At 59.8% G+C, this 24,480-nt stretch carries 24 protein-coding genes and 1 pseudogene; 14 read left to right on the top strand and 11 right to left on the bottom strand.

The genetic code is table 11. The features are described 5' to 3' along the window. Window positions 1–23: 23 nt before the first annotated feature. The 3 genes from DXT77_RS02790 to DXT77_RS02780 are packed head-to-tail and all read left to right on the top strand — an operon-like array spanning window position 24 to window position 2,720. Window positions 24–1,148 carry a DUF6384 family protein gene (locus DXT77_RS02790; RefSeq protein WP_119426537.1) on the top strand — a complete coding sequence of 375 codons (1,125 nt, stop codon included), beginning with the start codon at window positions 24–26 and terminating at the stop codon, window positions 1,146–1,148. 59 nt (window positions 1,149–1,207) lie between these two features. Then, window positions 1,208–1,528: a hypothetical protein gene (locus DXT77_RS02785; RefSeq protein ID WP_119426536.1), complete on the top strand. Its 321-nt coding sequence runs from the start codon at window positions 1,208–1,210 to the stop codon at window positions 1,526–1,528. Window positions 1,529–1,580: 52 nt separating this feature from the next. Further along, window positions 1,581–2,720, top strand: a complete 1,140-nt coding sequence (locus DXT77_RS02780) for a merozoite surface protein 3b (protein ID WP_119426535.1) — start codon at window positions 1,581–1,583, stop codon at window positions 2,718–2,720. Between the two features lie 135 nt (window positions 2,721–2,855). On the opposite strand, the pseudogene DXT77_RS02775 reads toward DXT77_RS02780, so the two are convergent. Next, window positions 2,856–3,269: pseudogene (locus tag DXT77_RS02775) on the bottom strand (hypothetical protein). Between the two features lie 604 nt (window positions 3,270–3,873). Between DXT77_RS02775 and DXT77_RS02770 the strand changes: the two are divergent. Beyond that, window positions 3,874–4,146: a fructose-bisphosphate aldolase gene (locus DXT77_RS02770; RefSeq protein WP_119426534.1), complete on the top strand. Its 273-nt coding sequence runs from the start codon at window positions 3,874–3,876 to the stop codon at window positions 4,144–4,146. Between the two features lie 54 nt (window positions 4,147–4,200). Here DXT77_RS02770 and DXT77_RS02765 read toward each other — a convergent pair whose 3' ends face one another. The 5 genes from DXT77_RS02765 to DXT77_RS02745 form a co-directional block, all read right to left on the bottom strand. Beyond that, the gene (locus tag DXT77_RS02765) at window positions 4,201–5,256 is read right to left on the bottom strand and encodes a hypothetical protein (RefSeq protein ID WP_147406980.1); all 1,056 of its coding nucleotides are present in this window, start codon (window positions 5,254–5,256) and stop codon (window positions 4,201–4,203) included. A 329-nt stretch (window positions 5,257–5,585) separates the two neighbouring features. Continuing rightward, window positions 5,586–6,134, bottom strand: a complete 549-nt coding sequence (locus tag DXT77_RS02760; RefSeq protein WP_011333561.1) for a cupin domain-containing protein — start codon at window positions 6,132–6,134, stop codon at window positions 5,586–5,588. A gap of 205 nt (window positions 6,135–6,339) precedes the next feature. Then, window positions 6,340–7,623, bottom strand: a complete 1,284-nt coding sequence (locus DXT77_RS02755; protein ID WP_085686396.1) for an FAD-binding oxidoreductase — start codon at window positions 7,621–7,623, stop codon at window positions 6,340–6,342. Between the two features lie 52 nt (window positions 7,624–7,675). Further along, entirely contained in the window at window positions 7,676–9,166 is a 1,491-nt protein-coding gene (locus tag DXT77_RS02750; protein WP_119426532.1) for an aldehyde dehydrogenase, read from the bottom strand. A 183-nt stretch (window positions 9,167–9,349) separates the two neighbouring features. Next, entirely contained in the window at window positions 9,350–10,726 is a 1,377-nt protein-coding gene (locus DXT77_RS02745; RefSeq protein ID WP_085708652.1) for a glutamine synthetase family protein, read from the bottom strand. A gap of 282 nt (window positions 10,727–11,008) precedes the next feature. Here DXT77_RS02745 and DXT77_RS02740 point away from each other — a divergent pair, with 282 nt between their 5' ends. The 5 genes from DXT77_RS02740 (at window position 11,009) to DXT77_RS02720 (ending at window position 16,124) form a co-directional block, all read left to right on the top strand. Beyond that, window positions 11,009–11,770 (top strand): gamma-glutamyl-gamma-aminobutyrate hydrolase family protein, encoded by a 762-nt coding sequence (locus DXT77_RS02740; RefSeq protein ID WP_114882239.1) that lies wholly within the window; start codon window positions 11,009–11,011, stop codon window positions 11,768–11,770. Between the two features lie 219 nt (window positions 11,771–11,989). Then, entirely contained in the window at window positions 11,990–13,132 is a 1,143-nt protein-coding gene (potA, locus tag DXT77_RS02735) for a polyamine ABC transporter ATP-binding protein (RefSeq protein ID WP_007957110.1), read from the top strand. 29 nt (window positions 13,133–13,161) lie between these two features. Next, on the top strand, window positions 13,162–14,043 hold the full coding sequence (locus tag DXT77_RS02730; RefSeq protein WP_371321054.1) for an ABC transporter permease subunit: 882 nt from the start codon (window positions 13,162–13,164) through the stop codon (window positions 14,041–14,043). Further along, the gene (locus DXT77_RS02725) at window positions 14,040–14,924 is read left to right on the top strand and encodes an ABC transporter permease subunit (protein WP_119426531.1); all 885 of its coding nucleotides are present in this window, start codon (window positions 14,040–14,042) and stop codon (window positions 14,922–14,924) included. The genes DXT77_RS02730 and DXT77_RS02725 overlap by 4 nt, the downstream gene beginning before the upstream one ends. Window positions 14,925–15,026: 102 nt before the next feature. Beyond that, window positions 15,027–16,124, top strand: a complete 1,098-nt coding sequence (locus tag DXT77_RS02720) for a polyamine ABC transporter substrate-binding protein (protein WP_085708656.1) — start codon at window positions 15,027–15,029, stop codon at window positions 16,122–16,124. A 232-nt stretch (window positions 16,125–16,356) separates the two neighbouring features. Here the strand turns inward: DXT77_RS02720 and thpR are convergent, their stop codons facing one another. Beyond that, a complete protein-coding gene (thpR, locus tag DXT77_RS02715) occupies window positions 16,357–16,896 on the bottom strand; it encodes an RNA 2',3'-cyclic phosphodiesterase (RefSeq protein WP_119426530.1) in 540 nt (179 codons plus the stop codon). Between the two features lie 107 nt (window positions 16,897–17,003). Here thpR and DXT77_RS02710 point away from each other — a divergent pair, with 107 nt between their 5' ends. After that, a complete protein-coding gene (locus DXT77_RS02710; protein ID WP_096822860.1) occupies window positions 17,004–17,198 on the top strand; it encodes a hypothetical protein in 195 nt (64 codons plus the stop codon). 15 nt (window positions 17,199–17,213) lie between these two features. On the opposite strand, the gene DXT77_RS02705 is transcribed toward DXT77_RS02710, so the two are convergent. Together DXT77_RS02705 and DXT77_RS02700 are read right to left on the bottom strand one after the other, a co-directional pair. Next, window positions 17,214–17,567, bottom strand: coding sequence for a DUF1428 domain-containing protein (locus tag DXT77_RS02705; RefSeq protein WP_119426529.1), 354 nt, complete (start codon window positions 17,565–17,567; stop codon window positions 17,214–17,216). Window positions 17,568–17,585: 18 nt separating this feature from the next. Then, window positions 17,586–18,650, bottom strand: a complete 1,065-nt coding sequence (locus tag DXT77_RS02700) for a hypothetical protein (RefSeq protein ID WP_119426528.1) — start codon at window positions 18,648–18,650, stop codon at window positions 17,586–17,588. A gap of 229 nt (window positions 18,651–18,879) precedes the next feature. Between DXT77_RS02700 and DXT77_RS02695 the strand changes: the two genes are divergently transcribed. Beyond that, entirely contained in the window at window positions 18,880–19,152 is a 273-nt protein-coding gene (locus DXT77_RS02695; protein ID WP_114882235.1) for a hypothetical protein, read from the top strand. 42 nt (window positions 19,153–19,194) lie between these two features. On the opposite strand, the gene DXT77_RS02690 is transcribed toward DXT77_RS02695, so the two are convergent. Then, entirely contained in the window at window positions 19,195–19,404 is a 210-nt protein-coding gene (locus tag DXT77_RS02690) for a hypothetical protein (protein ID WP_085708661.1), read from the bottom strand. 281 nt (window positions 19,405–19,685) lie between these two features. Between DXT77_RS02690 and paoA the strand changes: the two genes are divergently transcribed. Genes paoA through paoC form a run of 3 tightly spaced genes read left to right on the top strand, consistent with a single transcriptional unit; the run spans window position 19,686 to window position 23,475 of the window. Next, window positions 19,686–20,327 carry an aldehyde dehydrogenase iron-sulfur subunit PaoA gene (paoA, locus tag DXT77_RS02685; RefSeq protein WP_119426527.1) on the top strand — a complete coding sequence of 214 codons (642 nt, stop codon included), beginning with the start codon at window positions 19,686–19,688 and terminating at the stop codon, window positions 20,325–20,327. Then, entirely contained in the window at window positions 20,324–21,280 is a 957-nt protein-coding gene (locus DXT77_RS02680) for a xanthine dehydrogenase family protein subunit M (RefSeq protein WP_119426526.1), read from the top strand. Before paoA ends, DXT77_RS02680 begins: the two co-directional genes overlap by 4 nt. Further along, complete coding sequence (gene paoC, locus DXT77_RS02675) at window positions 21,277–23,475, top strand: aldehyde oxidoreductase molybdenum-binding subunit PaoC (RefSeq protein WP_119426525.1); 2,199 nt, start codon at window positions 21,277–21,279, stop codon at window positions 23,473–23,475. Before DXT77_RS02680 ends, paoC begins: the two co-directional genes overlap by 4 nt. Before the next feature lie 55 nt (window positions 23,476–23,530). Here the strand turns inward: paoC and DXT77_RS02670 are convergent, their stop codons facing one another. Beyond that, the gene (locus DXT77_RS02670) at window positions 23,531–24,475 is read right to left on the bottom strand and encodes an aldo/keto reductase (protein ID WP_178083436.1); all 945 of its coding nucleotides are present in this window, start codon (window positions 24,473–24,475) and stop codon (window positions 23,531–23,533) included. Between the last annotated feature and the right edge of the window lie 5 nt (window positions 24,476–24,480).

The raw sequence follows: 24,480 nt of genomic DNA, 5'->3' as shown, positions 1-24,480 counted from the left end.
GCCCCCTCACGAAAGGACTCCTGATGCGCAGCATTTCACTCTCGGAACAAATGAAGGTCGTAGCCCTGATCGACGAACTGCGGTATCAGCGCAAGCAGGTCCAGGAGCACCTCGACCTGCCTCGCCGCCGCGCAGAGATCGCCGAGCGCATCCGTGCCTATTACCTGAGCCAGGACCTGCCCGTGGACGACGACCTGATCGAACAGGGCGTGCATCAATTCTTTGCCCGGCGCTTGATCCTCGAGGCGCCGCCAACCCATCCTGTCGACTCGTGGCTGATCAGGACGCTGGTTGATCGGCAGATGCTGGCCGGTCGCATTCGACGCCTGCTGCCCCGGTTCGGGATCCTGCTGCTGTTGGGAGTCGTACTCGGGGGTGGCCTGCTGTTGCAAAAGCAGTGGGCTTCCGGCGGGGACGACCTGAAGCTTATTGAAGTCAAATTAGCTGCGCATAACCTGTCCGGCAGTCTGCGCGATCAGAACACAGAGCTTGAGAAGCTTCGGACGCTGCTGGCAAAGGTTCAGCACGAAAACGCACAACAGCCGGACGAAACCGCGACCCGCCTGCTCCAGCGTGCCGAACAGAAACTCCCGGCTCGCGGCCTGCAGACCGATATCAGCAGTAACACCCAAGTCACCCGCGATAACGTCCTGGCCCTGGACTCGCAGATCAACGACCTTGAGCGGCAACGTCTGCAATTGAATCGGGACACCTACGCGGCCGACAAAGACATCCAGCGCGCCAGCGGTATTCTCGGCACACGCCGAAAGGTCCAGGAATTACTGAAAGATCCGAAACGTGCCGCCGCCATTGCCCAGTCGAGCAACCTCGATGAACGCCTGGCCGAGATTGATCTGGCGCTGAAAAACATGGATGACGATCAGGGGGCGGCGAATGCCGCTTACTGGGAGCTGTCGCGTGATCTGTTCGGCGATACCAGCCTGTTGGAGTTGCAGACCAGCCGCTTCCAAGGCTTGCGGGCACGGATTGAGCGCAAGGAATTTCCAGCAGAACTACGCGAATCCTTGCAGTCGCGCCTGCAGGAAATCGAAACCGACCTGAACAAGGGCGACTCGAACGCCGCCGAGAAAAAAATCACTCAGACACGACAAAAACTCAGGGCAGCAGGCTATTGGTCGCTGTATTGACCAGGCCGACTTTCAGCCTGCAATTTCTTCCCTTGACCAGCGACTCAACAGGTACAGCAATGACCTCAACCACCCAGAACAAGGCGTCATCGACCAGTCAATCGACCGCCAGACAGACGCCGGCCCACAGTGCCAAAGACTACGAAGACATCCGCCAGGAATGCAGGGAAAAACTGCGCGCCTACAGTGAAAACGAAGCCTATGTCTTCCTGCGCGATCGAGCCTATGGCACCGACCAATACGCGTTCGGTTTTTTCCAGCGCTGGCTCGACGGCCTGCTGGCCAAACGCATCAACTACGCTGGCAATCGCCAGAACGAGCTGATGCTGCTGGCGATGCAGGCGCGCAATGAAGAGCTGCACGGCAAACCTGCCCGCTGAGCATTATCTTTGCCCCCACCCCAGAACAGACGACACCACGTAAGGACACTCGATGACCAACTACCTCGAACGGGCACTCACGGGTCTGCGCACGATCGGCATCAACCTGTTTCAACCGGTTCACGATGCACCAGTGCTGGTACTGCTCGACCGCGTCGCTCAGTACGACAACAGCAAAGTCACCGCCATCGCTTCGGTACTGCAGCAGTCGACCGCGTTCAACAGCATGGTCCGCGAGCAGATTGAAGGCATGGACATTTCCACGCGCTTCATGGACATCACCCAGCGCTTCACCTCGATCCGTGAAGACGCTTCGTCCATGGCCGAATGGATGGACGACGGCCGCCTCGACACCCTGGAAAAACTCAAGCTGAACTGGATGAACCTGCGCCGCGGCTCGATTCCCAGCCGCTTCAATGACATCCGCGAAAGCTACTTGCAGGTGTGCAAATCGGCCAATGACCAGATTGCCCGGGAAAGCGTGGTACTTGAGGCGTACATGGATTTCCGGATGGCAATGAAAGCCGCCGAAGTCGACGCCCAGCAAGTTCTGGCTGTGGCCGGCAAAGCGCTGGAGCAACGCACTCAAGCGCTGAACGACGCCAGTGCTCTGGTCTCCGCTGCCGATACTTCCGAGCCGGCCCGGCGCGCCAGTCTGGAGCTGCAACGCGATGAAGCCGTACGTGCCTTGCAGGATGAAGACAAGCGCTACCAGATCGTCAAGGACATCGCCGATGATTTGAAGGTCGGGTACAACACTGCTGAAATGGTGTTTGCCCGGATCAATCAGGTGCATGTGATCAAGGAACGCCAATATCAGCGCATGGTCTCGTTCTTCTCCACCAACGAAGTGGTACTGACCGGCCTCGCCGTATCCTTCACCAGCAACAGCGGCCTGGCCGAAGCGACCCACACACTCAACGCCACCACCGAAGGCATCAGCAAAGGGCTCGAAACGCTGGGCTCTGCCGGCAATCAACAGATTGAAGCCGCGGTCAAAGCCAGTTACGGCTCGACCATCAAGGTCGATTCGGTTCGCGCACTTGCCGATGCGACCCTGAGCTTCCAGACCGACATGCAGAGCCTGACCGACAGCTACCGCGCCGAATCAAGCAATGCCGCCCGCGACATTGCCGATGCAGTGGAAGATGCCAAACGCAAGTTTGCAGCGCTGCTGAGCAAGGCCGCCTGACGTTTCCGATGCAAAAAACGCCGATGCCCACCTGGGCATCGGCCTTCATGCACATCGAATGACGTTGAAGATTTACGCCCATGAAAAAGGGACACACCGGGTGTCCATTTTTTGCGTTCGGGGTTTGCGGATCAATCAACGTTTCATGGCTTCGCACTGGTTGCGCAGGTCCCAATCGCCGATGCTCGCACAGCTACTGCCCTGCTTCGCTTCACAGAAGGAGCGCTTGTCACGATCCTGGATACTCGCGCATGAACCGCCTTTCTCCCCTTCGCAAGCCGTGCGCAGATCGTAATTATCGATCGAGGCACAACTACTGCCTTTCTTGGCGTCGCAATAGGCGCGCTGGTCACGATCCTCGATACCCGCGAATGAGCCGCCCTTCTCTGCCTGGCAGGCCGTGCGCAAATCGTAATTGTCGATGGAATAACAGCTGCTGCCTTCCTCCATGGCCTGGCAATAGTTGCGCTTGTCAGGGTCACTGATGCTGGCTCAACTGGCGGAAACGTAACCGCTGAACAGCAACAACATCGCAAGAATCAGTTTCATCTCACACTTCCTCGGGTTTGCCGGAAAACAGCCAGGCACTGGTTGATCCGTTCGAAATGAGCGTCGCGACATGCCATCAAATTGGCATCGCTTTTCAGGAAAGTTCCGGGACGGGGATGAGGACTGGATTTTGGGATCTGAAAACTTCGTAGGAAATGACCGCGCGTGGTGAGGGAGCTTGCTCTCGATGGGATACGAAGCAGGCCGAAATTGGTCGAGTCATTTTTCCTGGCACTCCGTAGCCCTTGATTTACGTCGGTTGTGCCGCCGAACGGGAGTGAACTCTCTGGCCAGACGTGGTGATATTGTGTCCTACGGGCTGATTGCGACGGTGGGGGTCGATGCCTAGAGTGGGTCTGTCGCTGAACGAATTTGGCGATAGGGTTTCGCAGCCCTGACGATACGTGTAGTAACCTGACGCCCCCCAAAAACGGTGACGGTCGCAATAGCGTCCGACAACCGCGTAATGGTGGCTGTGTGTGGGAGATCTTCGGGTCTGCCGGGTTCCTCGTATCCTCGGTCTGCGAACCCGCACATGGCTACCACCCTTCGACTCGCAGCGAACGGCAGTAGCTCTTCTCACGGATACGAGGAAGCTTTACTTATGCCGATGGATAAACCGCTCCGCAATTACGCGAATATGTCCCACCCCGCCACCGATCAGCCCGTCCTGTTCATTGATGCCGACGCGCCATTGCGCGACCTGCATGCATGTGCCAGTGAGCGTCTCAACGCAGTTCTCAAATACCTGGATCTGATGGCCTGCATCCACCTCCCCGACATCATCACCGTCAGCACCATCGCCAGACTCATGGTGCAAGACGTAAGTGATGTGTTTCGAGTCATAGAGCAACGAGGGTTTGATGTTCCTGGATAGAACATTTGAAGGTGACAGATTCACATAAATAAATCTGTCACCTTTTCTCTAGACTTAGTAATCGGGAGCAAACACCACAATGACTTTCAACTTATCCGAAGCCGCGCAAAACTCCTTTTTCAAGGCAGTCGGATTTCTTATATGACCGTCCGGATCATACACAAAAAATATAATTGTCTTGCACGCCGTGTGCGACTGATACCTGGCGATATCCAGAATCAACTCATCAGCAAGCGAGCGATCAGTCATACTCGCTCGTGCCATTTTGACTTCCACCACCAGTTCCTCATCGGGAATCGAGAAGTCCACCCTTGACCCTCCACCCAGGACGTTTGGCGCGATGTCCTCTGATTTGACATTTGAAAAATACATTCTCAACAATGCGAAAACCAGATACTGAACATCGTACTCATCCTCCACCAAAAGTGCCGGACGATTACGCTTGCGTACACTCAAGTCTTTCGCGAAACGATGGAATTTCCGAAAAAGCAACTCTACACGCTCTTCCACGCTCAAGTTACTGGAAGCGTTTTCACCCGTTTCAAAAGCAAAAAAATTCCTTAATACATCTTCTTCAAACTCAATCTGCGCCGCGGGCGGCTTCCAAAGAAGAAAATACCAGCCAAACAACAAAATACAGGCTTCAATGATCAAAAACACAACCAGGTGAACGAAGTTCAAACTCAACCTGTAAACACTCTCATACTTGTATTTATGCCCTCCTCCAGACCTTTCTTCCGACACAGGAACAAGATTAAGGTCAAACTTTACAACTACACCTTTAAAACCCTGAACCCCATGAAGGTCATACCTTACAAAATCATTTTCACTTAAAGACCCTTCATTATAAGAAGCGAGCTTTTCAAACTGCCCATTCGTGATCGATTGATACTCCTTCGAAGTCACAACACCCACCACTGCCGAGTTTGTGATATCGACTTCTTCAAATACCGGGTAAATCCAGAGCGAATAGGCCATCAACGTCAGAAAAAAAGAAAAACACAACAAACCTTTCGAGAAACGATTGAGTCGCCTTGTATTAAGTATGACAGCTGGAGTTGATCTGTCTTTACTCACGATCCCTAACAAACCAGCAATTTTCCCAAGCAAGACTCACCCCAATTACAAATTCAATCAAAACCCATTGGCTCAACAATCCGAAAACCCGTGAAGAAGGTTTTCGTCGCTTTCATTTCAATCAATCGCCACGTCCACTTTCTCAAGACCTTACACGTGGAAACCGCAGCAACGAGGGCAATAAATCACGCGCCTTTATCGCGAGCCTTAGCGATTATTTTCGCTCTCGCCCTAAATGATGGCATATGGACATCGCCAAATTTATCACATGAACCGAATCGGGGTACTGAAAATCAGGCACAAAAAAACCGCACTTCTGCGGTTTTTTATAGATCACTCGAAAGCGCTGTGAAAAATCAAACTCAGAAATTCGCCGGCGTATTCGCACTGATAATCTCAGCCTCATCCGCCCCGATATTCCGGAACTTGTGCGGTAGCGTCGTCGGAAAATAATACCCATCCCCCGCACTCAGCACGCTCACCTGCCCATCCACCGTCAACTCCACAGTGCCGCGCGTCACCAATCCGCACTCTTCACCTTCCGCGTGCACAATCGGCTCTTCCCCGGAGCTCGCGCCCGGTGCGTATTGCTCGCGCAGCAGGCGCATCTGGCGGCTGGGGACCGAGGCGCCGATGAGCAGCAGGCGCAGGCCGTGGCGGCCCAGGTCGGGTTGTTCGTTGGCGCGGAAGACGTATTGGTGTTCGCGGGGGGGCTGGTCGAAGGTGAAGAAGTCGGCCAGGGACATCGGGATGCCTTCGAGCAGCTTTTTCAGTGAGCTGACGGAAGGACTGACACGATTCTGTTCGATCAGGGAGATGGTGGCATTGGTCACGCCGCTACGCCGGGCCAGCTCGCGCTGGGAGAGTTTGTAGCTTTCGCGTACTAGTTTGAGTCGAGAACCCGTATCCATGACAGCCTTATGTGAGAACGACTTAAGGGTAATGGGGGTGGGTGGCGGGTGCCGCGCAAGGCGCGCGGATCACGTTGCTCCCGTGTCCCGGAACCGTGAAAGGCGGCTATTAAATCACGTTTGTCGGTGTTGCTCAGCAGGTTCGATGGACGGCACATGAAAAAGCCGGCGGCGCCCTTTTTGGGGGCGTCGCCGGCGAGGTAAATCAGATGCCGAAACGGTCGCGCAGCGAGTAATACACCGCGCCGAGGGCGGTCAGCGGGGCCGAGAAGGTGCGGCCGCCGATCATCGGCATGTGTGGCAGCGAGGCGAAAGCGTCGAAGCGTTCGGCGTCGCCACGGATCATTTCCGAGATCAGTTTGCCGGCCAGGTGCGAGCAGGTGACGCCATGGCCGCTGTAGCCCTGCATGTAGTAGGCGTTTTTCTCGATGCGGCCGAATTGCGGCATGCGTGACATGGTCAGCAGGAAGTTGCCGGTCCAGCGGTAGTCGATTTTCACGTCCTTGAGCTGCGGGAAGGTCTTGAGGATCTTCGGGCGGATCAGGGTTTCGATGTCGTCCGGTTCACGGGCGCCGTAGACCACGCCGCCGCCGTAGAGCAGACGGTTGTCGGCGGTGAGGCGGTAGTAGTCGAGCAGGTAGTTGCAGTCTTCGACGCAGTAGTTGTTGGTGATCAGGCTGCGAGCCTGCTTTTCGGTCAGCGGTTCGGTGACGCAGATCTGCGAGCCGCACGGCATGCTCTTGGCCGTCACGCGGTTGTCGAGGCCTTGCGGCAGGTAGGCGTTGCCGGCGATCAACAGGTATTTGGCGCGGACCTGGCCTTTGGCGGTGCGCACGACGTTGGGCTCGCCGTACTTGATTTCCACCGCTGCGGATTGCTCGTAGATCTTGCCACCCAGACGCACGATGGCCGCGGCTTCACCGAGGGCCAGGTTCAGCGGATGGATGTGGCCGCCCTGCATGTCCAGCAGACCGCCGACGTAGGCGTCGGAGCCGACTTCGCGACGGATGTCCGCAGCGTCGAGCATCTTCAGGTTTTTATTGCCGTAACGTTCCCAGCTGCGTTTTTGTTCGGCGAGGCCCTTGAGCTGCTTGTTGTTCATCGCCGCGAAAATGCCGCCCGGGCGGTAGTCGCACTTGATGTCGTATTCCTTGATGCGCGAACGGATGATGTCGGCGCCTTCGAAGATCATGCTGCCGAGGATTTCCGCGGTCTTGTCGCCGTAGCGTTCTTCGATCACGTCGACGTCGCGGCTGTAGGAGTTGACCAGTTGACCGCCGTTGCGACCGCTGGCGCCGTAGCCGACTTTGGCCGCTTCCAGCACCGTCACCTTGTAGCCGGCTTCGCTCAGGAACAGTGCCGAGGACAGGCCGGTGTAGCCGGCGCCGATGATGCAGACATCGCACTCCACCGACTCTTCGAGGACCGGGAAATCGATCACTTCGTTGCGGGTGGCGGCGTAGTAGCTGTTCACGTGTTGTTGTTTCATTTTTTTATTCTCCGAGGGTCGCCGGTTGCAGGCGACCACCGCTGTAAAAGAGTCAGAGCTTGATCCAGGTCGCTTTCAGCTCGGTGTACTTGTCGAACGCGTGCAGCGATTTGTCGCGACCGTTGCCCGACTGTTTGAAGCCACCGAACGGTGCGGTCATGTCGCCGCCGTCGTACTGGTTGACCCACACGCTGCCGGCGCGCAGGCCACGGGCGAAGGTGTGAGCCTTGCTCAGGTTGCTGGTCCAGACCCCGGCGGCGAGGCCGAAGATGCTGTCGTTGGCGATCTGCAGCGCTTCTTCAACGGTGTCGAAGGTGATCAGCGACAGCACCGGGCCGAAAATTTCTTCCTTGGCGATGGTCATGGCGTTGGTCACGCCGTCGAAAATCGTTGGCTCGATGTAGGTGCCACCGGTTTCTTCGAGGGTGCGGCGGCCGCCGGCGATCAGCTCGGCGCCCTGCTCGCGGCCGATGCTGATGTAGCGCAGCACGTTGTCCAGTTGACGCTGATCGACCACGGCACCGACGGTGGTCGCCGGATCCAGGGCATGACCCGGTTTCCACGCTTGCAGCGCTTCCACCAGCAGCGGGATGAATTGCTCGCGGATCGAACGCTCCACCAGCAGACGCGAGCCGGCGGTGCAGACTTCGCCCTGGTTGAACGCAATGGCGCCGGCCGCCGCTTGTGCTGCCGCGCGCAAGTCCGGTGCGTCGGCAAACACCACGTTCGGGCTCTTGCCCCCTGCTTCGAGCCAGACGCGCTTCATGTTGCTTTGGCCGGCATAAATCATCAGTTGCTTGGCAATCGCCGTGGAGCCGGTGAAGGCCAGCACATCGACGTCCATGTGCAGCGCCAGCGCCTTGCCGACGGTGTGGCCGAAGCCTGGCAGGACGTTGAACACGCCTTTCGGAATACCGGCATCCAGTGCGAGTTGCGCAATGCGGATCGCGGTCAGCGGGGATTTTTCCGAAGGCTTGAGGATGAACGAGTTACCTGCCGCCAGCGCCGGGGCGAATTTCCAGCTGGCCATGATCAGCGGGAAGTTCCACGGCACGATGGCCGCGACTACGCCCGCTGGCTCGCGGGTGACCAGACCGAGTTGATCGTGCGGAGTGGCGGCGACTTCGTCGTAGATCTTGTCGATGGCTTCGGCGCTCCAGCGGATCGCGTTGGCGGTCGCCGGGATGTCGATGCTCATCGAGTCGCTGATCGGTTTGCCCATGTCGAGGGTTTCGAGCAGCGCCAGTTCTTCCTGGTGCTGCAGGATCAGGTCGGCGAAGCGGATCAGGATGCGCTTGCGCTCGGCCGGGGCCTTGTTGGCCCACACGCCGGAGTTGAAGGACTGGCGCGCGACTTCGACGGCGAGGTTGGCGTCGGCTTCATCGGTGCTGGCGACGGAGGCCAGGAAACGGCCGTCGACGGGGCTCAGGCATTCGAAAGTGTCGCCGCTGATGGCCGGGCGGTATTCGCCGTTGATGAAGGCACGGGATTCGAGGGTCAGGGACTGGAAGCGTTGTTCCCAGTCGTTGCGGGTCATGGTCATGGGGGTGACTCACACAGAATAGTTGGTGAAAGGCGAGCAGGTGCCCACCCATCAAAACTTTGGTAATACGATCCCCTGTGGGAGCGAGCCTGCTCGCGATAGCGGTGCATCAGATAACAACGATGTCGGCTGACACTCCGTAATCGCGAGCAGGCTCGCTCCCACAAGGTTTTCGGTTAGCCCTTAGACGGTATGCAGATACCAGTTGTACTCAAGGTCAGAGATCGAGTTCTCGAACTCGGCCAGCTCGCTTTCCTTGCACGCGACGAACACGTCGATGTACATCGGATCGATGTAGCGGGCCATGACTTCGCTGTCGTCCAGCTCACGCAGGGCGTCGCGCAGGTTGTTCGGCAGGCTCTGTTCGTTCTGCTCGTAGCTGTTGCCTTCGACCGGGGCGCCCGGTTCGATCTGGTTGGTCAAGCCGTGGTGAATACCGGCCAGAACGGAAGCCATCAGCAGGTACGGGTTGGCGTCGGCGCCGGCGACACGGTGCTCGATGCGCACGGCGTCTGCCGAACCGGTTGGCACACGAACGGCCACGGTACGGTTGTCGATGCCCCAGCTCGGCGAGTTCGGTACGTAGAACTGTGCACCGAAACGGCGGTACGAGTTGACGTTCGGGCACAGGAAAGCCATTTGCGCAGGCAGGGTCTCCAGCACACCGCCGATCGCGTGGCGCAGCGCGGCGTTCTGCTCGGGATCCTCGCTGGCGAAGATGTTGTTGCCTTCCTTGTCCAGAATCGAAATGTGCACGTGCAGACCGTTGCCCGCCTGGCCCGGATACGGCTTGGCCATGAAGGTGGTGTCCATCTCGTGGTCGTAGGCGATGTTCTTCACCAGACGCTTGAGCAGGACGGCGTAGTCGCACGCCTTAACAGGATCGGAAACGTGGTGCAGGTTGACTTCGAACTGCGCCGGGGCGCTTTCCTTGACGATGGCGTCGGCAGGAATGCCCTGCTCTTTCGCGCCTTCGAGGATGTCTTGCAGGCAGTCGACGTATTCGTCCAGATCGTCGATCAGATAAACCTGAGTCGATACCGGACGCTTGCCGGAGACTGGCGAACGTGGCGATTGCGGACGGCCGTTCACGTTGTCCTGGTCGATCAGGTAGAACTCGAGTTCGAACGCGGCGCAGATGGTCAGGCCCAATTCGTCGAATTTGCGCACCACGTTGGCCAGCACTTCACGGGGGTCGGCGAAGAACGGCTCGCCTTCCAGCTCGTGCATGGTCATCAGCAGTTGAGCGGTCGGACGCTTCTGCCAAGGCTCGATGCTCAGGGTGCCCGGGATCGGGTAGCAGATACGGTCGGCGTCGCCGATGTCCAGGCCCAGGCCGGTGCTTTCCACCGTGGAGCCATTGATGTCGAGGGCGAAAAGCGAGGCCGGCAAGTTGATGCCTTTTTCGTACACCTTATGAAGACTGGTGCGCTCGATGCGCTTGCCGCGCACCACACCGTTCATGTCTGCAATCAGAAGGTCGACGTACAAAACCTCAGGATGTTTCTTAAGGAATGCGTTTGCTTCGTTGAGTTGAACGGCACGCAGAGGGACCGACATGATGCACCTATTTAGCTGTTAATTATTATGTTCACTGCTGTTTCGCGGAGCCAGTCAACCCGAACGGCAAAGTGAAGTCAATAGCGAACACATGGCCGTTCAGCGTTTATTTTTCGGGCTTTTTTTAACACTCTCGTGCCAACACAGGCGCCAGAGCCCCGGTCTTGATGAAGATTTGATGAACGGCGTTTAGAATTTTTTACATGGGAGTTGTTAATTAAAATCAACGAGGCTAAGCTCCGGAAAAGCTCGTTCAAGTGTCAAACTTCGAGGTGAATAAAAATGGCATTCAAGCCATTGATCGGCGTTACTGCGTGCGTCAAACAGATTGGCCTGCACCCCTATCACATCAGCGGCGACAAGTACGTTCGCGCTGTCAGCGTTGCGGCGCTGGGGTTGCCCGTCGTCATTCCTTCCCTTGGCAAACTGACTGAAATCGAAGACCTGCTGGGTCAGCTCGACGGTCTGTTGCTGACCGGCTCGCCGTCCAATGTGGAACCCTTCCACTATCAGGGCCCGGCCAGCGCTCCCGGCACGGATCACGATCCGGCGCGGGATGCCACTACCCTTCCTCTATTGCGTGCAGCCATCGCGGCGGGCGTTCCGGTACTCGGCATCTGCCGGGGTTTCCAGGAAATGAACGTGGCGTTCGGCGGCAGCCTGCACCAGAAGGTGCATGAGCTGCCGGGCATGCTCGATCACCGCGAAGCCGACAGTCCGGATGTCGCCGTGCAATACGCCCCGGCCCACGCCGTGTCGGTACTGCCCGGTGGCGTGTTCGAAGCGCTGGAGCTGCCGGGTGAATTCCAGGTCAACTCGATTCACAGTCAGGGCATCGACCGCCTCGCTCCCGGCCTGCGTGCCGAAGCCGTGGCGCCGGATGGCCTGATCGAGGCGGTCTCGGTGGAGCACAGCCCGACCTTCGCCCTCGGCGTGCAATGGCACCCGGAATGGCAAGTGCTGGACAACCCGAACTACCTGCGGATTTTCCAGGCATTCGGCGAGGCTTGCCGCCAGCGTGCGGCGCGACGCAACCAGCGCTGACGCCACCCAACGATTGCAAAACCATTTACTGCCCCCGCGGGGTCGGCGGCTGCGCGCTTGCGCATCCGTCATCCGCGATCAGCAACACACCGCGAAAACAAAAAGCACCACCCGGCAGCCAGGACGGCGGCGCCGAACAACCCGCACGGTGCGGGTCTGCAATCCACTCTTAAGCCAGGCCGTGTTGGCCCGGCGACTGAAACCTGTTGGGAGTTTCACATGGCAAACGCCTCCAGCACTTACAGGAAGGCTCTTGAAGGTCATCAGCAACCGAAAAAGGTTCTGGTGAAAGTCGATCGCGTCACCAAGAAGTTCGACGAAACCACTGCGGTGGACGATGTGTCCCTGGAGATCCATCAGGGCGAAATCTTCGCCCTGCTCGGCGGCTCCGGCTCGGGCAAATCGACCCTGCTGCGCATGCTCGCCGGTTTCGAACGGCCGACTGAAGGACGCATTCTGCTCGACGGCGTCGACATCACCGACATGCCGCCGTACGAGCGGCCGATCAATATGATGTTCCAGTCCTACGCCCTGTTCCCGCACATGACCGTGGCGCAGAACATCGCCTTCGGCCTCAAGCAGGACCGTTTGCCGGCCAGCGAAATCGACGCCCGCGTCGAAGAAATGCTGCGCCTCGTCCACATGACCCAATACGCCAAGCGCCGCCCGCATCAACTGTCCGGCGGTCAGCGTCAGCGCGTGGCCCTCGCCCGCTCCCTGGCCAAGCGTCCGAAGCTGTTGCTGCTCGACGAACCGATGGGCGCACTGGATAAAAAGCTGCGTTCGCAGATGCAGCTTGAGCTGGTTGAGATCATCGAGCGCGTCGGCGTGACCTGCGTGATGGTGACCCACGACCAGGAAGAGGCCATGACCATGGCCGAGCGCATCGCGATCATGCACCTGGGCTGGATCGCCCAGATCGGCAGCCCGGTCGACATCTATGAAGCACCGGTCAGCCGCATGGTCTGCGAATTCATCGGCAACGTGAACGCCTTCGACGGCACCGTGGTCGAGGACCTTGAAGGTCACGCGATCATTCACAGCCCGGACTTGCAGCAAAAGATCTACGTCGGTCATGGCGTCAGCACGTCGGTGCAGGACAAGTCGATCACCTACGCGATCCGCCCGGAAAAAATGCTGGTCAGCACGATCAAACCGGAGACTCGCTACAACTGGTCCGAAGGCAAGGTGCATGACATCGCCTACCTCGGCGGCCACTCGGTGTTCTACGTCGAATTGCCGAGCGGCAAGATCGTCCAGTCGTTCATGGCCAACGCCGAACGCCGGGGCGCGCGGCCGACCTGGGACGACAAGGTCTACGTCTGGTGGGAAGACGACAGCGGCGTGGTACTGCGCTCATGAGAACCTTCAATCAGCAATTCCTGCGCCTGGTGCCCAGCGGGCGAAAGTTCGTCATCGGCATCCCGTTCATCTGGCTGTTCCTGTTCTTCATGCTGCCGTTCTTTCTGGTGATGAAGATCAGCTTCTCGGAAGCCGCGCTGTCGATCCCGCCGTACTCGGAGATCTACACCTACGCCGAACAGAAATTCCAGCTGTTCCTGAACATCGGCAACTACACCATGCTCGGCGAAGACGAGCTGTACCTGTCGGCCTACCTCGGTTCGCTGAAGGTCGCGGCACTGAGCACGATGATGTGCCTGGTGATCGGTTTCCCGATGGCCTACGCGATCACCAAGGCCAGCAAGGAAGCGCAAAACGTCCTGCTGCTGTTGATCATGATGCCGACCTGGACCGCGATCCTGATCCGCGTTTATGCGTGGATGGGCATCCTCAGCAACAACGGTCTGCTCAACGCGTTCCTGATGTGGACCGGGCTCACCGATCACCCAATCGAGATCCTCAACACCAACACGGCCGTGTATATCGGCGTGGTTTACGCCTATCTGCCATTCATGGTGCTGCCGCTCTACGCCAACCTTGTGAAGCACGACGGCAGCCTGCTGGAAGCCGCGCAGGATCTGGGTTCGAGCAACTTCAACAACTTCTGGAAAATCACCGTGCCGCTGGCCAAGAACGGCATCATCGCCGGCTGCATGCTGGTGTTCATTCCGGTGGTGGGCGAGTTCGTGATTCCGGAGCTGCTGGGTGGCCCGGAGACCCTGATGATCGGTCGCGTGCTGTGGCAAGAGTTCTTCAATAACCGCGACTGGCCGGTGGCGTCCGCCCTGGCGGTGGTGATGCTGTTGATCCTGATTGTGCCGATCCTGCTGTTCAACCGCAGCCAGGCCAAAGAGATGGAGGGACGTGGATGAAACGCTTCGGATTTTCAAAGTTCATGCTGATCTTCGGCCTGATGTTCATCTATCTGCCGATGCTGATTCTGGTGATCTACTCGTTCAATGCCTCGAAACTGGTGACGGTCTGGGGTGGCTGGTCGGTGAAGTGGTACGTCGGCCTGCTCGACAACACGCAACTGATGGGCTCGGTGGTGCGCTCGCTGGAAATCGCCTGCTACACCGCTGTCGCCGCAGTGGCGCTGGGCACCCTCGCCGCGTTCGTGCTGACCCGCGTGCCACGCTTCAAGGGTCGTACATTGTTCGGTGGTCTGGTGACCGCGCCGCTGGTGATGCCTGAGGTGATCACCGGTCTGTCGCTGTTGCTGCTGTTCGTGGCAATGGCACAACTGATCGGCTGGCCGCAGGAGCGTGGCATCGTCACGATCTGGATCGCCCACACCACGTTTTGTGCCGCTTATGTGGCGGTGGTAGTCTCCGCCCGCTTGCGTGAGCTGGATCTGTCGATCGAAGAAGCAGCGATGGATCTGGGCGCGAAACCGTTCAAGGTGTTTTTCCTGATCACCATCCCGATGATCGCGCCGTCGCTGGCAGCGGGCGGCATGATGTCGTTCGCCCTGTCGCTGGATGACCTGGTGCTGGCGAGCTTCGTGTCGGGGCCGGGTTCCACCACCCTGCCGATGGAAGTGTTCTCGGCCGTGCGTCTGGGCGTGAAGCCCGAGATCAACGCCGTGGCCAGCCTGATTCTGCTGGCGGTGTCGCTGGTGACCTTCCTGGTCTGGTACTTCGGCCGCAAGGCAGAAGCCAACCGCAAGCGTGCGATTCAGGAAGCGATGGATCAGACCGCCAACGAATCGTGGCAGCAACCGCAACCTCAACGAGTGGCAGCGACAGCCTGAGTACCGGGTGGCGAGGGAGGCTCTCCCCCGCCACCGATTCACTGAAATTCCGCTTTGTGTTTCTGAATAAAGCTTTTGAATAAAAAGAATGGAGTTGTACCGATGAAAATGTTTGGCAGGACTCTGCTGACACTGTCCTTATTGGGCGCAATCGCCACGGGCGCCCAGGCCAACGACAAGGTGCTGCGCGTTTACAACTGGTCGGACTACATCGCCCCGGACACCGTCAAGAAGTTCGAAGACGAGACCGGCATCCGCGTGACCTACGATGTGTTCGACAGCAATGAAACCCTCGAAGCGCGTCTGCTCGCGGGCAAATCCGGCTACGACATCGTGGTGCCGTCCAACAGTTTCCTGGCCAAGCAGATCAAGGCCGGGGTCTATCAGACCCTGGACAAATCGAAGCTGCCGAACTGGAAGAATCTCAACCCGGTGCTGCTGAAAAACGCCTCCGCCAGTGATCCGGGCAACGCTCACGCGTTCCCGTACATGTGGGGCTCGATCGGCATCGGTTTCAACCCGGCCAAGGTCAAGGAAGTGCTCGGCAAGAACGCGCCGACCAACTCCTGGGACCTGCTGTTCAAACCGGAGAACGCCGAGAAGCTCAAGGCTTGCGGCATCAGTTTCCTCGACTCGCCGACCGAAATGATCCCGGCGGCCCTGCACTATCTGGGCTATCCGGTGAACGACAAGGACACCGCGCACATCAAGGAAGCCGAGGCGCTGTTCATGAAGATTCGCCCGAACGTGGCGTACTTCCACTCGTCGAAATACATCTCGGACCTGGCCAACGGCAACATCTGCGTGGCGGTCGGTTACTCCGGTGACGTGCTGCAGGCCAAGGCTCGCGCGGTGGAATCGGGCAACAACGTGGTGATCGACTACAGCATTCCCAAGGAAGGTGCCGGCAGCTTCTACGACATGGTCGCCATCCCGCGCGATGCGGCGAACGTCGAGAACGCTTACCTGTTCATGGACTTCCTGATGCGTCCGGACATCATCGCCGAGATCACCAACAGCAACGGCTACAGCAACGCCAACGCCGCCGCCACGCCACTGGTGGACGAAGCGATCCGCAACGACCCGGGCTCGTACCCGTCGCAGGAAGTGATGGCCACGCTGTATGCGGTGCCGGATCAGCCGATTGCCACGCAACGGATCATGACCCGGGGATGGACCCGCGTAAAACTCGGCAAGTAATTGAAGTTCTGTGGGAGCGAGCCTGCTCGCGATAGCGGAGTTTCAGGCGACATTGGTTTTGAATCCGCCAACGTCATCGCGAGCAGGCTCGCTCCCACAGGGATTGTGTTTCTAAATCGATTTCCGTTCACGCAGCGCCTTACCACCGCTGCACCCTCGCTCTGAACGGCCTCACCTGGTCTCCCTCGGTTCAGGTGAATTCAGGCGCCCTCGGGCGCCTTTTTTTGTGGGCTCAGGTCAGCGGCCAATCCTGAACAATCCGATAACGACCCTTGTGGGATTCGAACAGCGCAAAGCGTTCGGCCCGCAGGAAGAACTCCGGCGGCGTCGCAGATTCCGGCTCCGGAGCGCGATAGTCCCGGGCCAGCGTCAGGTGCGGACGATACTCACGCGTCGCCTCTTCAAACCCGAACGGCAGCATCGCCTGCTCCAGTCCGTAAACCAGTCGCAATAAACCCGCAGGTGCCTGCTCCGGCGCCAGCGACAACACCCCGGCACGATGCCAGACCTGCAAACGATCCAGCGAAATTTTCAGCGCCTCACCCGGCGTGCGCACTTTGGACGCTGCCTCACAGACTTCACCGATCTGCGCCAACGGCACCGCACCGAGAAACAGCAACGTCAGATGAAAGTTGTCCGCCGGCACCGGTTTGCCGGTACGCAACCCCAGTTCGCTGCGCCACTGGGCAATTGCCTTGCGCTGTGCCGGCGGGCAGTCCAGGGCAAAGAACAGCCGCTTGAACGGTTGATCCCCGCGTGTTTCGTCCGTCATGGCCACGCTCCTTCGTTCGTCGAGATCCCTGGATTCTACACGCCCGTTTCTGGCGACTCTCGGCATGGGGTTTATAGTTCAACGATTGCCAACAACCGGAGGACGCCATGCGCGAGATCCTCAGCAAAGAACCCTGGTGGGCTCGGCCACCGAATCCCGGACAGGATGAAAACGAGCTGGAATGGGGCTGGCTGGTGCATTACAGCGAGGGAGAACCGCGTTTCGAATTCGTGCGCGAGCGGCCGACGGACGAGCAGATTCGCAACCGCAAAGGCTGCCGGATCACCCCGTCGGCGGAGTGATCCGGCTGTTCTGCCTCAAGGCTCGAGAATGTTCTTGAAGCCGCCGAAAATCATCCGCATCCCATCGAACGGCATCGGATTGACGTCCGGTTGCATGCGCGGGTCTTCCATCATTTTGCCCATGCCGGCGTCGCGGGTGGCCTTGTCCGGCCATACCAGCCAACCAGCCGACACGGTTTCGCCTTCCTTGAGTTTCACCGCCATCGGAAATGAGGTGACCTTGCCGTCCGGCACGTCATCGCCCCAGCCTTGAACCACCTCCAGAGCGCCGTATTCCTTGAACAGTTTCTCGGCGATTTCGCAGTGTTTTTTGTACTGTTCGCGATTGGCGTTCGGAACGGGTGCGACAAAAACATCGATGTAAGCCATGGTCGTGCTCCTGCGGGTTTAGGGATCGATCTGCTGACTAGTCGACTCAGGCGGATGCCATTCGACAGGTGTAGCGCCCAATCCGACCGACGGTTCCTCTGCTCCCCCGAGATTGCCCTCGACCTGCGCCGCCATGTGCAGCGTACCGGCCATCACACCGGTCGTCGGGTTCTGCACCAGTTTCAACCAGGCCTTGTCGAACGTGTTGCCCAGGCTGCTGCGGATCAGCGCTTCGCTGTCCGGGCGATCATTGGCCTGAAGAATGGCGCGGATGCCCGCCACGCCGACCGAGATCACCCCGCCGACAAGTTTGCCGGCCGCCGCCGCCACTGCACTGGCAGCGCCCCGGGGCGCCATCTCCGCCTCCATGCGCTGGCTGGCACGTTTGGCCACCGGGGCCATGCCGGCATCGGTCGAGGCGATGCCCTTGGCCCCGCCTTCGGTGTGGATCTTGTCGATCAGCGCGGCATAGGCCGGCAAGGTGTTCAGCGGCTCGGTGCTGACGACCTGATACAGCGAGGCATCCCGGGCCGGCGGCGGCCCGAGGGCGATGGCGGGAATTTTCTGCAAGTGCCCGTTGAGCTGGGCGACGGGCACGCCGTAGCGCTGGGCGATGACCGGCATCTGCTGCGCCATCAGTTGCGCGTAGAACGCGGTGGACTGGGCGAGGATCGCGTCCGGATCGATCTCCTGAGCCACGGGCACCAGCACCCGCTCCTGATATTGCTCCAGTAAATAGGCAGCCAGGCGCTTGGACGAAGCATCCTGTTCGCCACCGGCACTGAGGGTGTACCAGCTGACTTTCATCGACAGCCATTCCTGGGTCCAGTAGCTGCTGAACCACGGAATGAATTTTTCTTCAGTTTGCTCGTAGACCCGAATGCGCCAATGTTCCATTGAACCGCGGGCAAAAGCCTTGACCTGTTCGGTGGACTGTCGGGAAGCCACAACGATATCCCGGTCGATCTGCTGCCAGGTGGCCGGCGAAACTACCACCGCCGGCGCGCTCGCCGGGCCCCGCGCCGAACTCGCGCAACCGGCCAGCAACATCAGTGCGGCGACGATCAGCGCACGCAGGTTCACGGTGGCGGTGTCCTTTGGTGGTCAGATCTGGAGGTAACGACTTGAGTATAGGTGCGGGTTTCAGCCGTTTGTCCGGTTGTATCGATCCTCGATCCGGGCGCGGGATTTCAGCTTTTGTTCCAACCATCACTGACGTCGATGATCACCATTACTACGATTGCCTTCCGCATCAGACGCGTCCGGCGCAGGATTCACCCATCCGAGACACACACCACGAGGCGTTCACATCATGAGTCATACCGTCACCCTCGCCGTGAGCTTCCCGGTCTTCGGCAACAACTATTACGACCAGCACCCGGTGTCGCTGAAGACACAGCCGCTGGTGTTCAACGAAGATTTCGAAGATCTGCTGATGCCCGCCGCGAGCAATCACTTCAGCAATGAAGTGGTGGGCCTCAACGATCAGTTCCGCTTTCTGAGCGACATACTCGCCACCCATTTGCTGGACATCGAGGCCTCCGTGCCTGCGCGATCCAGCGTCCGGGCGAACGCTCATTTTTAATGCCAAGGGGCGTTCCCGTGAGGGAACGCCCCTTTTTGCCCATTACTGGTCGTCGTTATCGCCGCGATGATAGCGACGCCCGTCGCGCCGGTCATAGTCGCGATCATCCCAACGCCGGTCATGATCGTAGTAACGGCCATGATCGCGGTCGTAATGCCGGCCATGGCGGTAGTCATCATCAAAGTCCGCCACACAACCGCCCAGCAGTACGGCGGCAGAAACTGTCAGCAACAGGCTTGTTGCACGCATCATTCAGAATTTCCCTAAAACCAAGGTCTTGACGACGGAAGTGGTCAGCGCAATGCGCGCAGACGCGGTTTCGACCGGGGAAAACACCGATGATTCACTGATGGCCCATGACCGTTGATCGCCTCGGTAGCCCCTGCGTGGCGGGCCTGATGCCCGAACAAAAATCCGACAAAACCTTTTCCTCTCCCTGGCGGTCACTCCTAGAACAGACCAAGACTGGCAACCACGCCGGCATGCGTGCGGGTCATCCGCGACCCGCCGACCTGATCAGAGGAAGCCCAGCCATGAACGATCATCCGCCATCGGGGATGTCCCGACGCCGGTTCCTGATTCTCGGTGCCGTGACCGCGACAGCCTTTGCGCTACCGCCTTTCATCAGCCTCAAGGCCTATGCGGCCAGTCTGGAGCAACCGGCCATGAGCAAAGTGACACTTGAGGTCAACGGCACGCCGCAGGCCCTTGATATCGATACCCGCACCACGCTGCTGGATGCTCTTCGCGAGCACCTGCACCTGACCGGCAGCAAAAAAGGCTGTGACCACGGCCAGTGCGGCGCCTGCACGGTGATCGTCGATGGCCGGCGGATCAATTCATGCCTGACCCTGGCCGTGATGCAGGACGGCGCCAAGGTCACCACCATCGAAGGCCTCGGCATGCCGGACCGGTTGCATCCGATGCAGGCCGCGTTCATCAAGCATGACGGTTATCAGTGCGGCTATTGCACGCCGGGGCAGATCTGCTCGGCGGTGGCCGTGCTCAAGGAAATCCGCGACGGCATTCCCAGTCACGTCAGCCCCAGTCTGACCGAGCCGCCGCAACTGATCGCCAGTGAATTGCAGGAACGCATGAGCGGCAACATCTGCCGTTGCGGCGCCTACTCCAACATCATCGAAGCCATCAGCGAAGTCGCGGAGGTCTCGGCATGAGAGCGTTCAATTACAGTCGCGCCGACTCCCCCGCCGCAGCCGCGGCACAAGCGGCGCAAACGCAAGGCGCGCGGTTCATCGCCGGCGGCACCAATCTGCTGGATTTGATGAAGCTCGACATCGAAACGCCGCCACACCTGATCGACGTCAATCATCTGGGACTCGACGGGATCGAAGCGACCGACGACGGCGGCTTGCGCATCGGCGCACTGGTGCGCAACACCGACCTGGCCGCCGACCCGCGTGTGCGCAAAGACTACGGCCTGCTCTCCCGTGCCTTGCTGGCCGGGGCTTCGGGACAGTTGCGCAACATGGCAACCACCGCCGGCAACCTGCTGCAACGCACCCGCTGCCCGTACTTCTACGACACCAACCAGGCCTGCAACAAACGCAATCCCGGCAGTGGTTGCGCAGCGATTGGCGGGGTCACCCGCCAACTGGGAATCATCGGTGTCAGCGACGCGTGCATCGCCACGCACCCCAGCGACATGGCGATTGCCCTGCGGGCGCTGGATGCGCAGATCGAAACCCTCAAACCCGATGGCAGCACCCGGCGCATCGCCATGGGCGATTTCCACTCTTTGCCCGGCAGCACGCCGCATCTCGAAACCGCGCTCACACCCGGAGAACTGATTACCAGCGTAACCCTGCCCACCCCGGTTGGCGGCACCCAGGTCTATCACAAGGTGCGGGATCGCTCGTCCTACGCGTTTGCGCTGGTGTCTGTCGGGTTGATCCTGCAAAAGGACGGCAGCGGCCGCATTGCCGTCGGTGGCATCGCGCCGAAACCCTGGCGCGTCGAGGCCGCAGAAGCGCTGCTGCCTCAAGGCGCCAAAGCCGTCAGTGCACGTCTGCTCGACGGCGCCACGCCCACCCATGACAACCAGTTCAAGGTAACGCTGGTGGAGCGCACGCTCGCCTCGGTGCTGGCCCAAGCGAGGGACGAAGCATGAAATTCGACACACCCGCCGCGACCAATCCGATTGACCAGTTGAAGGTCATCGGCAAACCCGCCGACCGCATCGAAGGCCCGCTGAAGACCAGCGGTCAGGCGCCTTACGCTTACGAACAACATGAAGCGGCAAAAAATCAGGCTTACGGCGTCATGGTCGGTGCGGCCATTGCCAAGGGTCGCATCACGCGCATGGATCTGGACGAGGCCCACGCCGCCGCTGGCGTGCTGGCCATTGTCACCGCCGCCAATGCCGGCAAACTCGGCAAGGGCAAATACAATGCCGCACACCTGCTGGCCGGGCCCGAGGTGCAGCACTATCACCAGGCAGTGGCGCTGGTGGTCGCTGAAACCTTCGAACAGGCGCGGGCCGCCGCGCAGCTTGTGCATGTCGAGTACGCGACGGACAAAGGCCAGTTCGAACTGGCCGCCGTACGCGATCAGGGCAAGGAGCCGAAGGAGGAACTGCCGGACGTCAAACACGGCGATTTCGCCACCGCGTTTGCCGCCGCCCCGGTGCAGTTCGACCAGACCTACAGCACCCCGGACCAGTCCCACGCGATGATGGAACCCCACGCGACCCTCGCCGCGTGGCAAGGCGATGAACTGACCCTGTGGACCTCGAATCAGATGATTGCCTGGAGCGTCGGTGACATCGCCGCTACGCTCGGCCTGCCCAAAGAAAAAGTGCGATTGATTTCGCCCTACATCGGCGGCGGTTTCGGCGGCAAGCTGTTCATCCGTGCCGACTCGATCCTCGCCGCCCTCGGCGCGCGCCTGGCCAACCGCCCGGTGAAAGTCGCCCTCGCCCGCCCGCAGATCGCCAACAACACCACCCACCGCCCCGCCACCATCCAGCGCATCCGCATGGGCGCCACGGCGGACGGCAAACTCACCGCCATCGCCCACGAAGGCTGGTCGGGTAACCTGGCCGAGGGCAAGGTCGAAGTCGCCGCGCAGCCGAGCCAACTGCTGTATGCCGGAGAAAATCGTCTGGTGACCATGCGTCTCGCCCCGCTGGATCTTCCGGAAGGCAACGCCATGCGCGCGCCCGGCGAAACACCGGGTTTGATGGTGCTGGAGATCGCCATGGACGAGATGGCGGAAAAGCTCAAACTCGACCCGATCCAGTTCCGCATCCTCAACGACACCCAGGTCGATCCAGTAAAAACCGAACGGCCGTTCTCGCAACGACGCCTGATCGAATGTCTGCAAACCGGCGCCGAACACTTCGGCTGGGACAAGCGCAATGCAACGCCCGGCACCCGTCGCGAAGGTCGCTGGCTGATCGGCATGGGCGTGGCGGCGGCGATTCGCAACAACCTGCTGGTGAAATCCGGCGCCCGGGTGCGGCTTGAGCGTGACGGCAAGATCACCGTGGAAACCGACATGACCGATATCGGCACTGGCAGTTACACGATCATCGCCCAGACCGCCGCCGAAATGATGGGCGTGGGCCTGGAGGATGTGGTGGTGCATCTGGGGGATTCGAGTTTTCCGGTGTCGTCCGGCTCCGGTGGCCAGTTCGGCGCCAATTGCTCGACCGCCGGGGTCTACGCCGCGTGCATGAAACTGCGCGAAGCGGTGACGACGAAACTGGGCATGACCGAGGGTGACGCAGTGTTCGCCGATGGCCAGGTGCAGCTCGGCAACAAACAGGTGCCGTTGCGCAACGCCGCACAAAACGGGGCGATTGAAGCCGAGGACAGCATCGAATTCGCCGATCTCGCCAAGCAGTATCAGCAGTCGACGTTCGGTGCGCATTTCGTCGAAGTCGCGGTCGATGCCGCCACCGGCGAAGTGCGGGTGCGACGTATGCTCGCGGTCTGCGCTGCCGGGCGGATTCTCAACCCGAAATCCGCCCGCAGCCAGGTGATCGGCGCGATGACCATGGGCGTCGGGGCGGCGCTGATGGAAGAGCTCGCAGTGGACAAGCGCCTGGGCTTTTTCGTCAATCACGACCTGGCCGGCTACGAGGTGCCGGTGCACGCCGACATACCGCATCAGGAGGTGATCTTCCTCGATGAAAACGACCCGATCTCTTCGCCGATGAAGGCCAAGGGCGTGGGCGAACTGGGCATCTGCGGGGTCAGCGCGGCGGTGGCGAATGCGATCTACAACGCCACTGGAGCGCGGGTGCGGGAGTATCCGATTACCTTGGACAAGATTCTCGATTCGTTGCCGACGATGATCTGATCCGCTCGCGCACTAGCATGGGGTGCTGGTGCGCCATTCACTCCTCCGATAGAAATTACCCGACCAGCGCAATCAATTGCTGCCGCTGCGCATCCGTCAGCATCGGCCCGAACCCGGCGCCGGCGTTGTCGGCCATGTAACGTGGATTGCCGGTGCCGGGGATTACGCAAGTCACCGCCGTGTTCGAGAGCAAAAACTTCAGCGCCAGTTGCGGCCAGCTGTTGACCTGCACGTCCGATACCCAGCCCGGCAGGGATTTGCCCTTGAGCCGGGCCAACAGCCCGCCACCGCCAAACGGCCGGTTGCAGATCACCGCCACACCCCGTTCGCGACACAACGGCAGGATGCGTTTTTCCACGCCCCGGTCATCGAGGGCGTAATTGATTTGCAGGAAGTCGAGCGGTTCGGCATTCAACACCGCTTCAACCTCCTCGTAGGCCGAGGGCGTGTAATGGGTGATGCCGATGTAGCGGATGCGGCCCTGTTCCTTCCATTCCCGCAGGGTCGGCAGATGAGTCTGCCAGTCCAGCAGGTTATGGATCTGCATCAGGTCGATGCGATCGGTGCGCAGCAGGCGAAAGGAGTTTTCCATCTGCGCGATCCCCTCCTCGCGCCCGCGGGTCCACACCTTGGTCGCCAGAAACGCCGGTGAACGGGGTTCGTGAATCGACAGCAACTCGCCGGTGGTTTCTTCGGCGCGGCCATACATCGGTGAACTGTCGATCAGCGTGCCGCCCTTCCTGAACAACTCGTCGAGCACCGCCGGCAATTGTTTATAGGCCGGTTCGCCGGGCGCAACGTCGAAGCCGCGATAGGTGCCCAGCCCTACCAACGGCAGCAACTCGGAGCTGGAAGGAATGGCGCGGGTCTGCATGGTCTGGCCTCCTGGGGCACTCGACGACGTGGCGGCAGCCAACGCCCGGTCAAACGTGAAAACGGTCGTTATCCCCGCTGCCAGCTCGAGCAGACGGCGGCGGGAATAGCCCTCAGTGTGGCTCATGCTGG

Origin of the sequence: Pseudomonas sp. 91RF (genome assembly GCF_003576265.1) — a bacterium.
GTDB classification, from domain to species: Bacteria; Pseudomonadota; Gammaproteobacteria; order Pseudomonadales; family Pseudomonadaceae; genus Aquipseudomonas; species Aquipseudomonas kribbensis.
The sequence above is the reverse complement of the archived record's forward strand: the minus strand, read 5'-3'. Positions and strand labels throughout refer to the sequence as shown.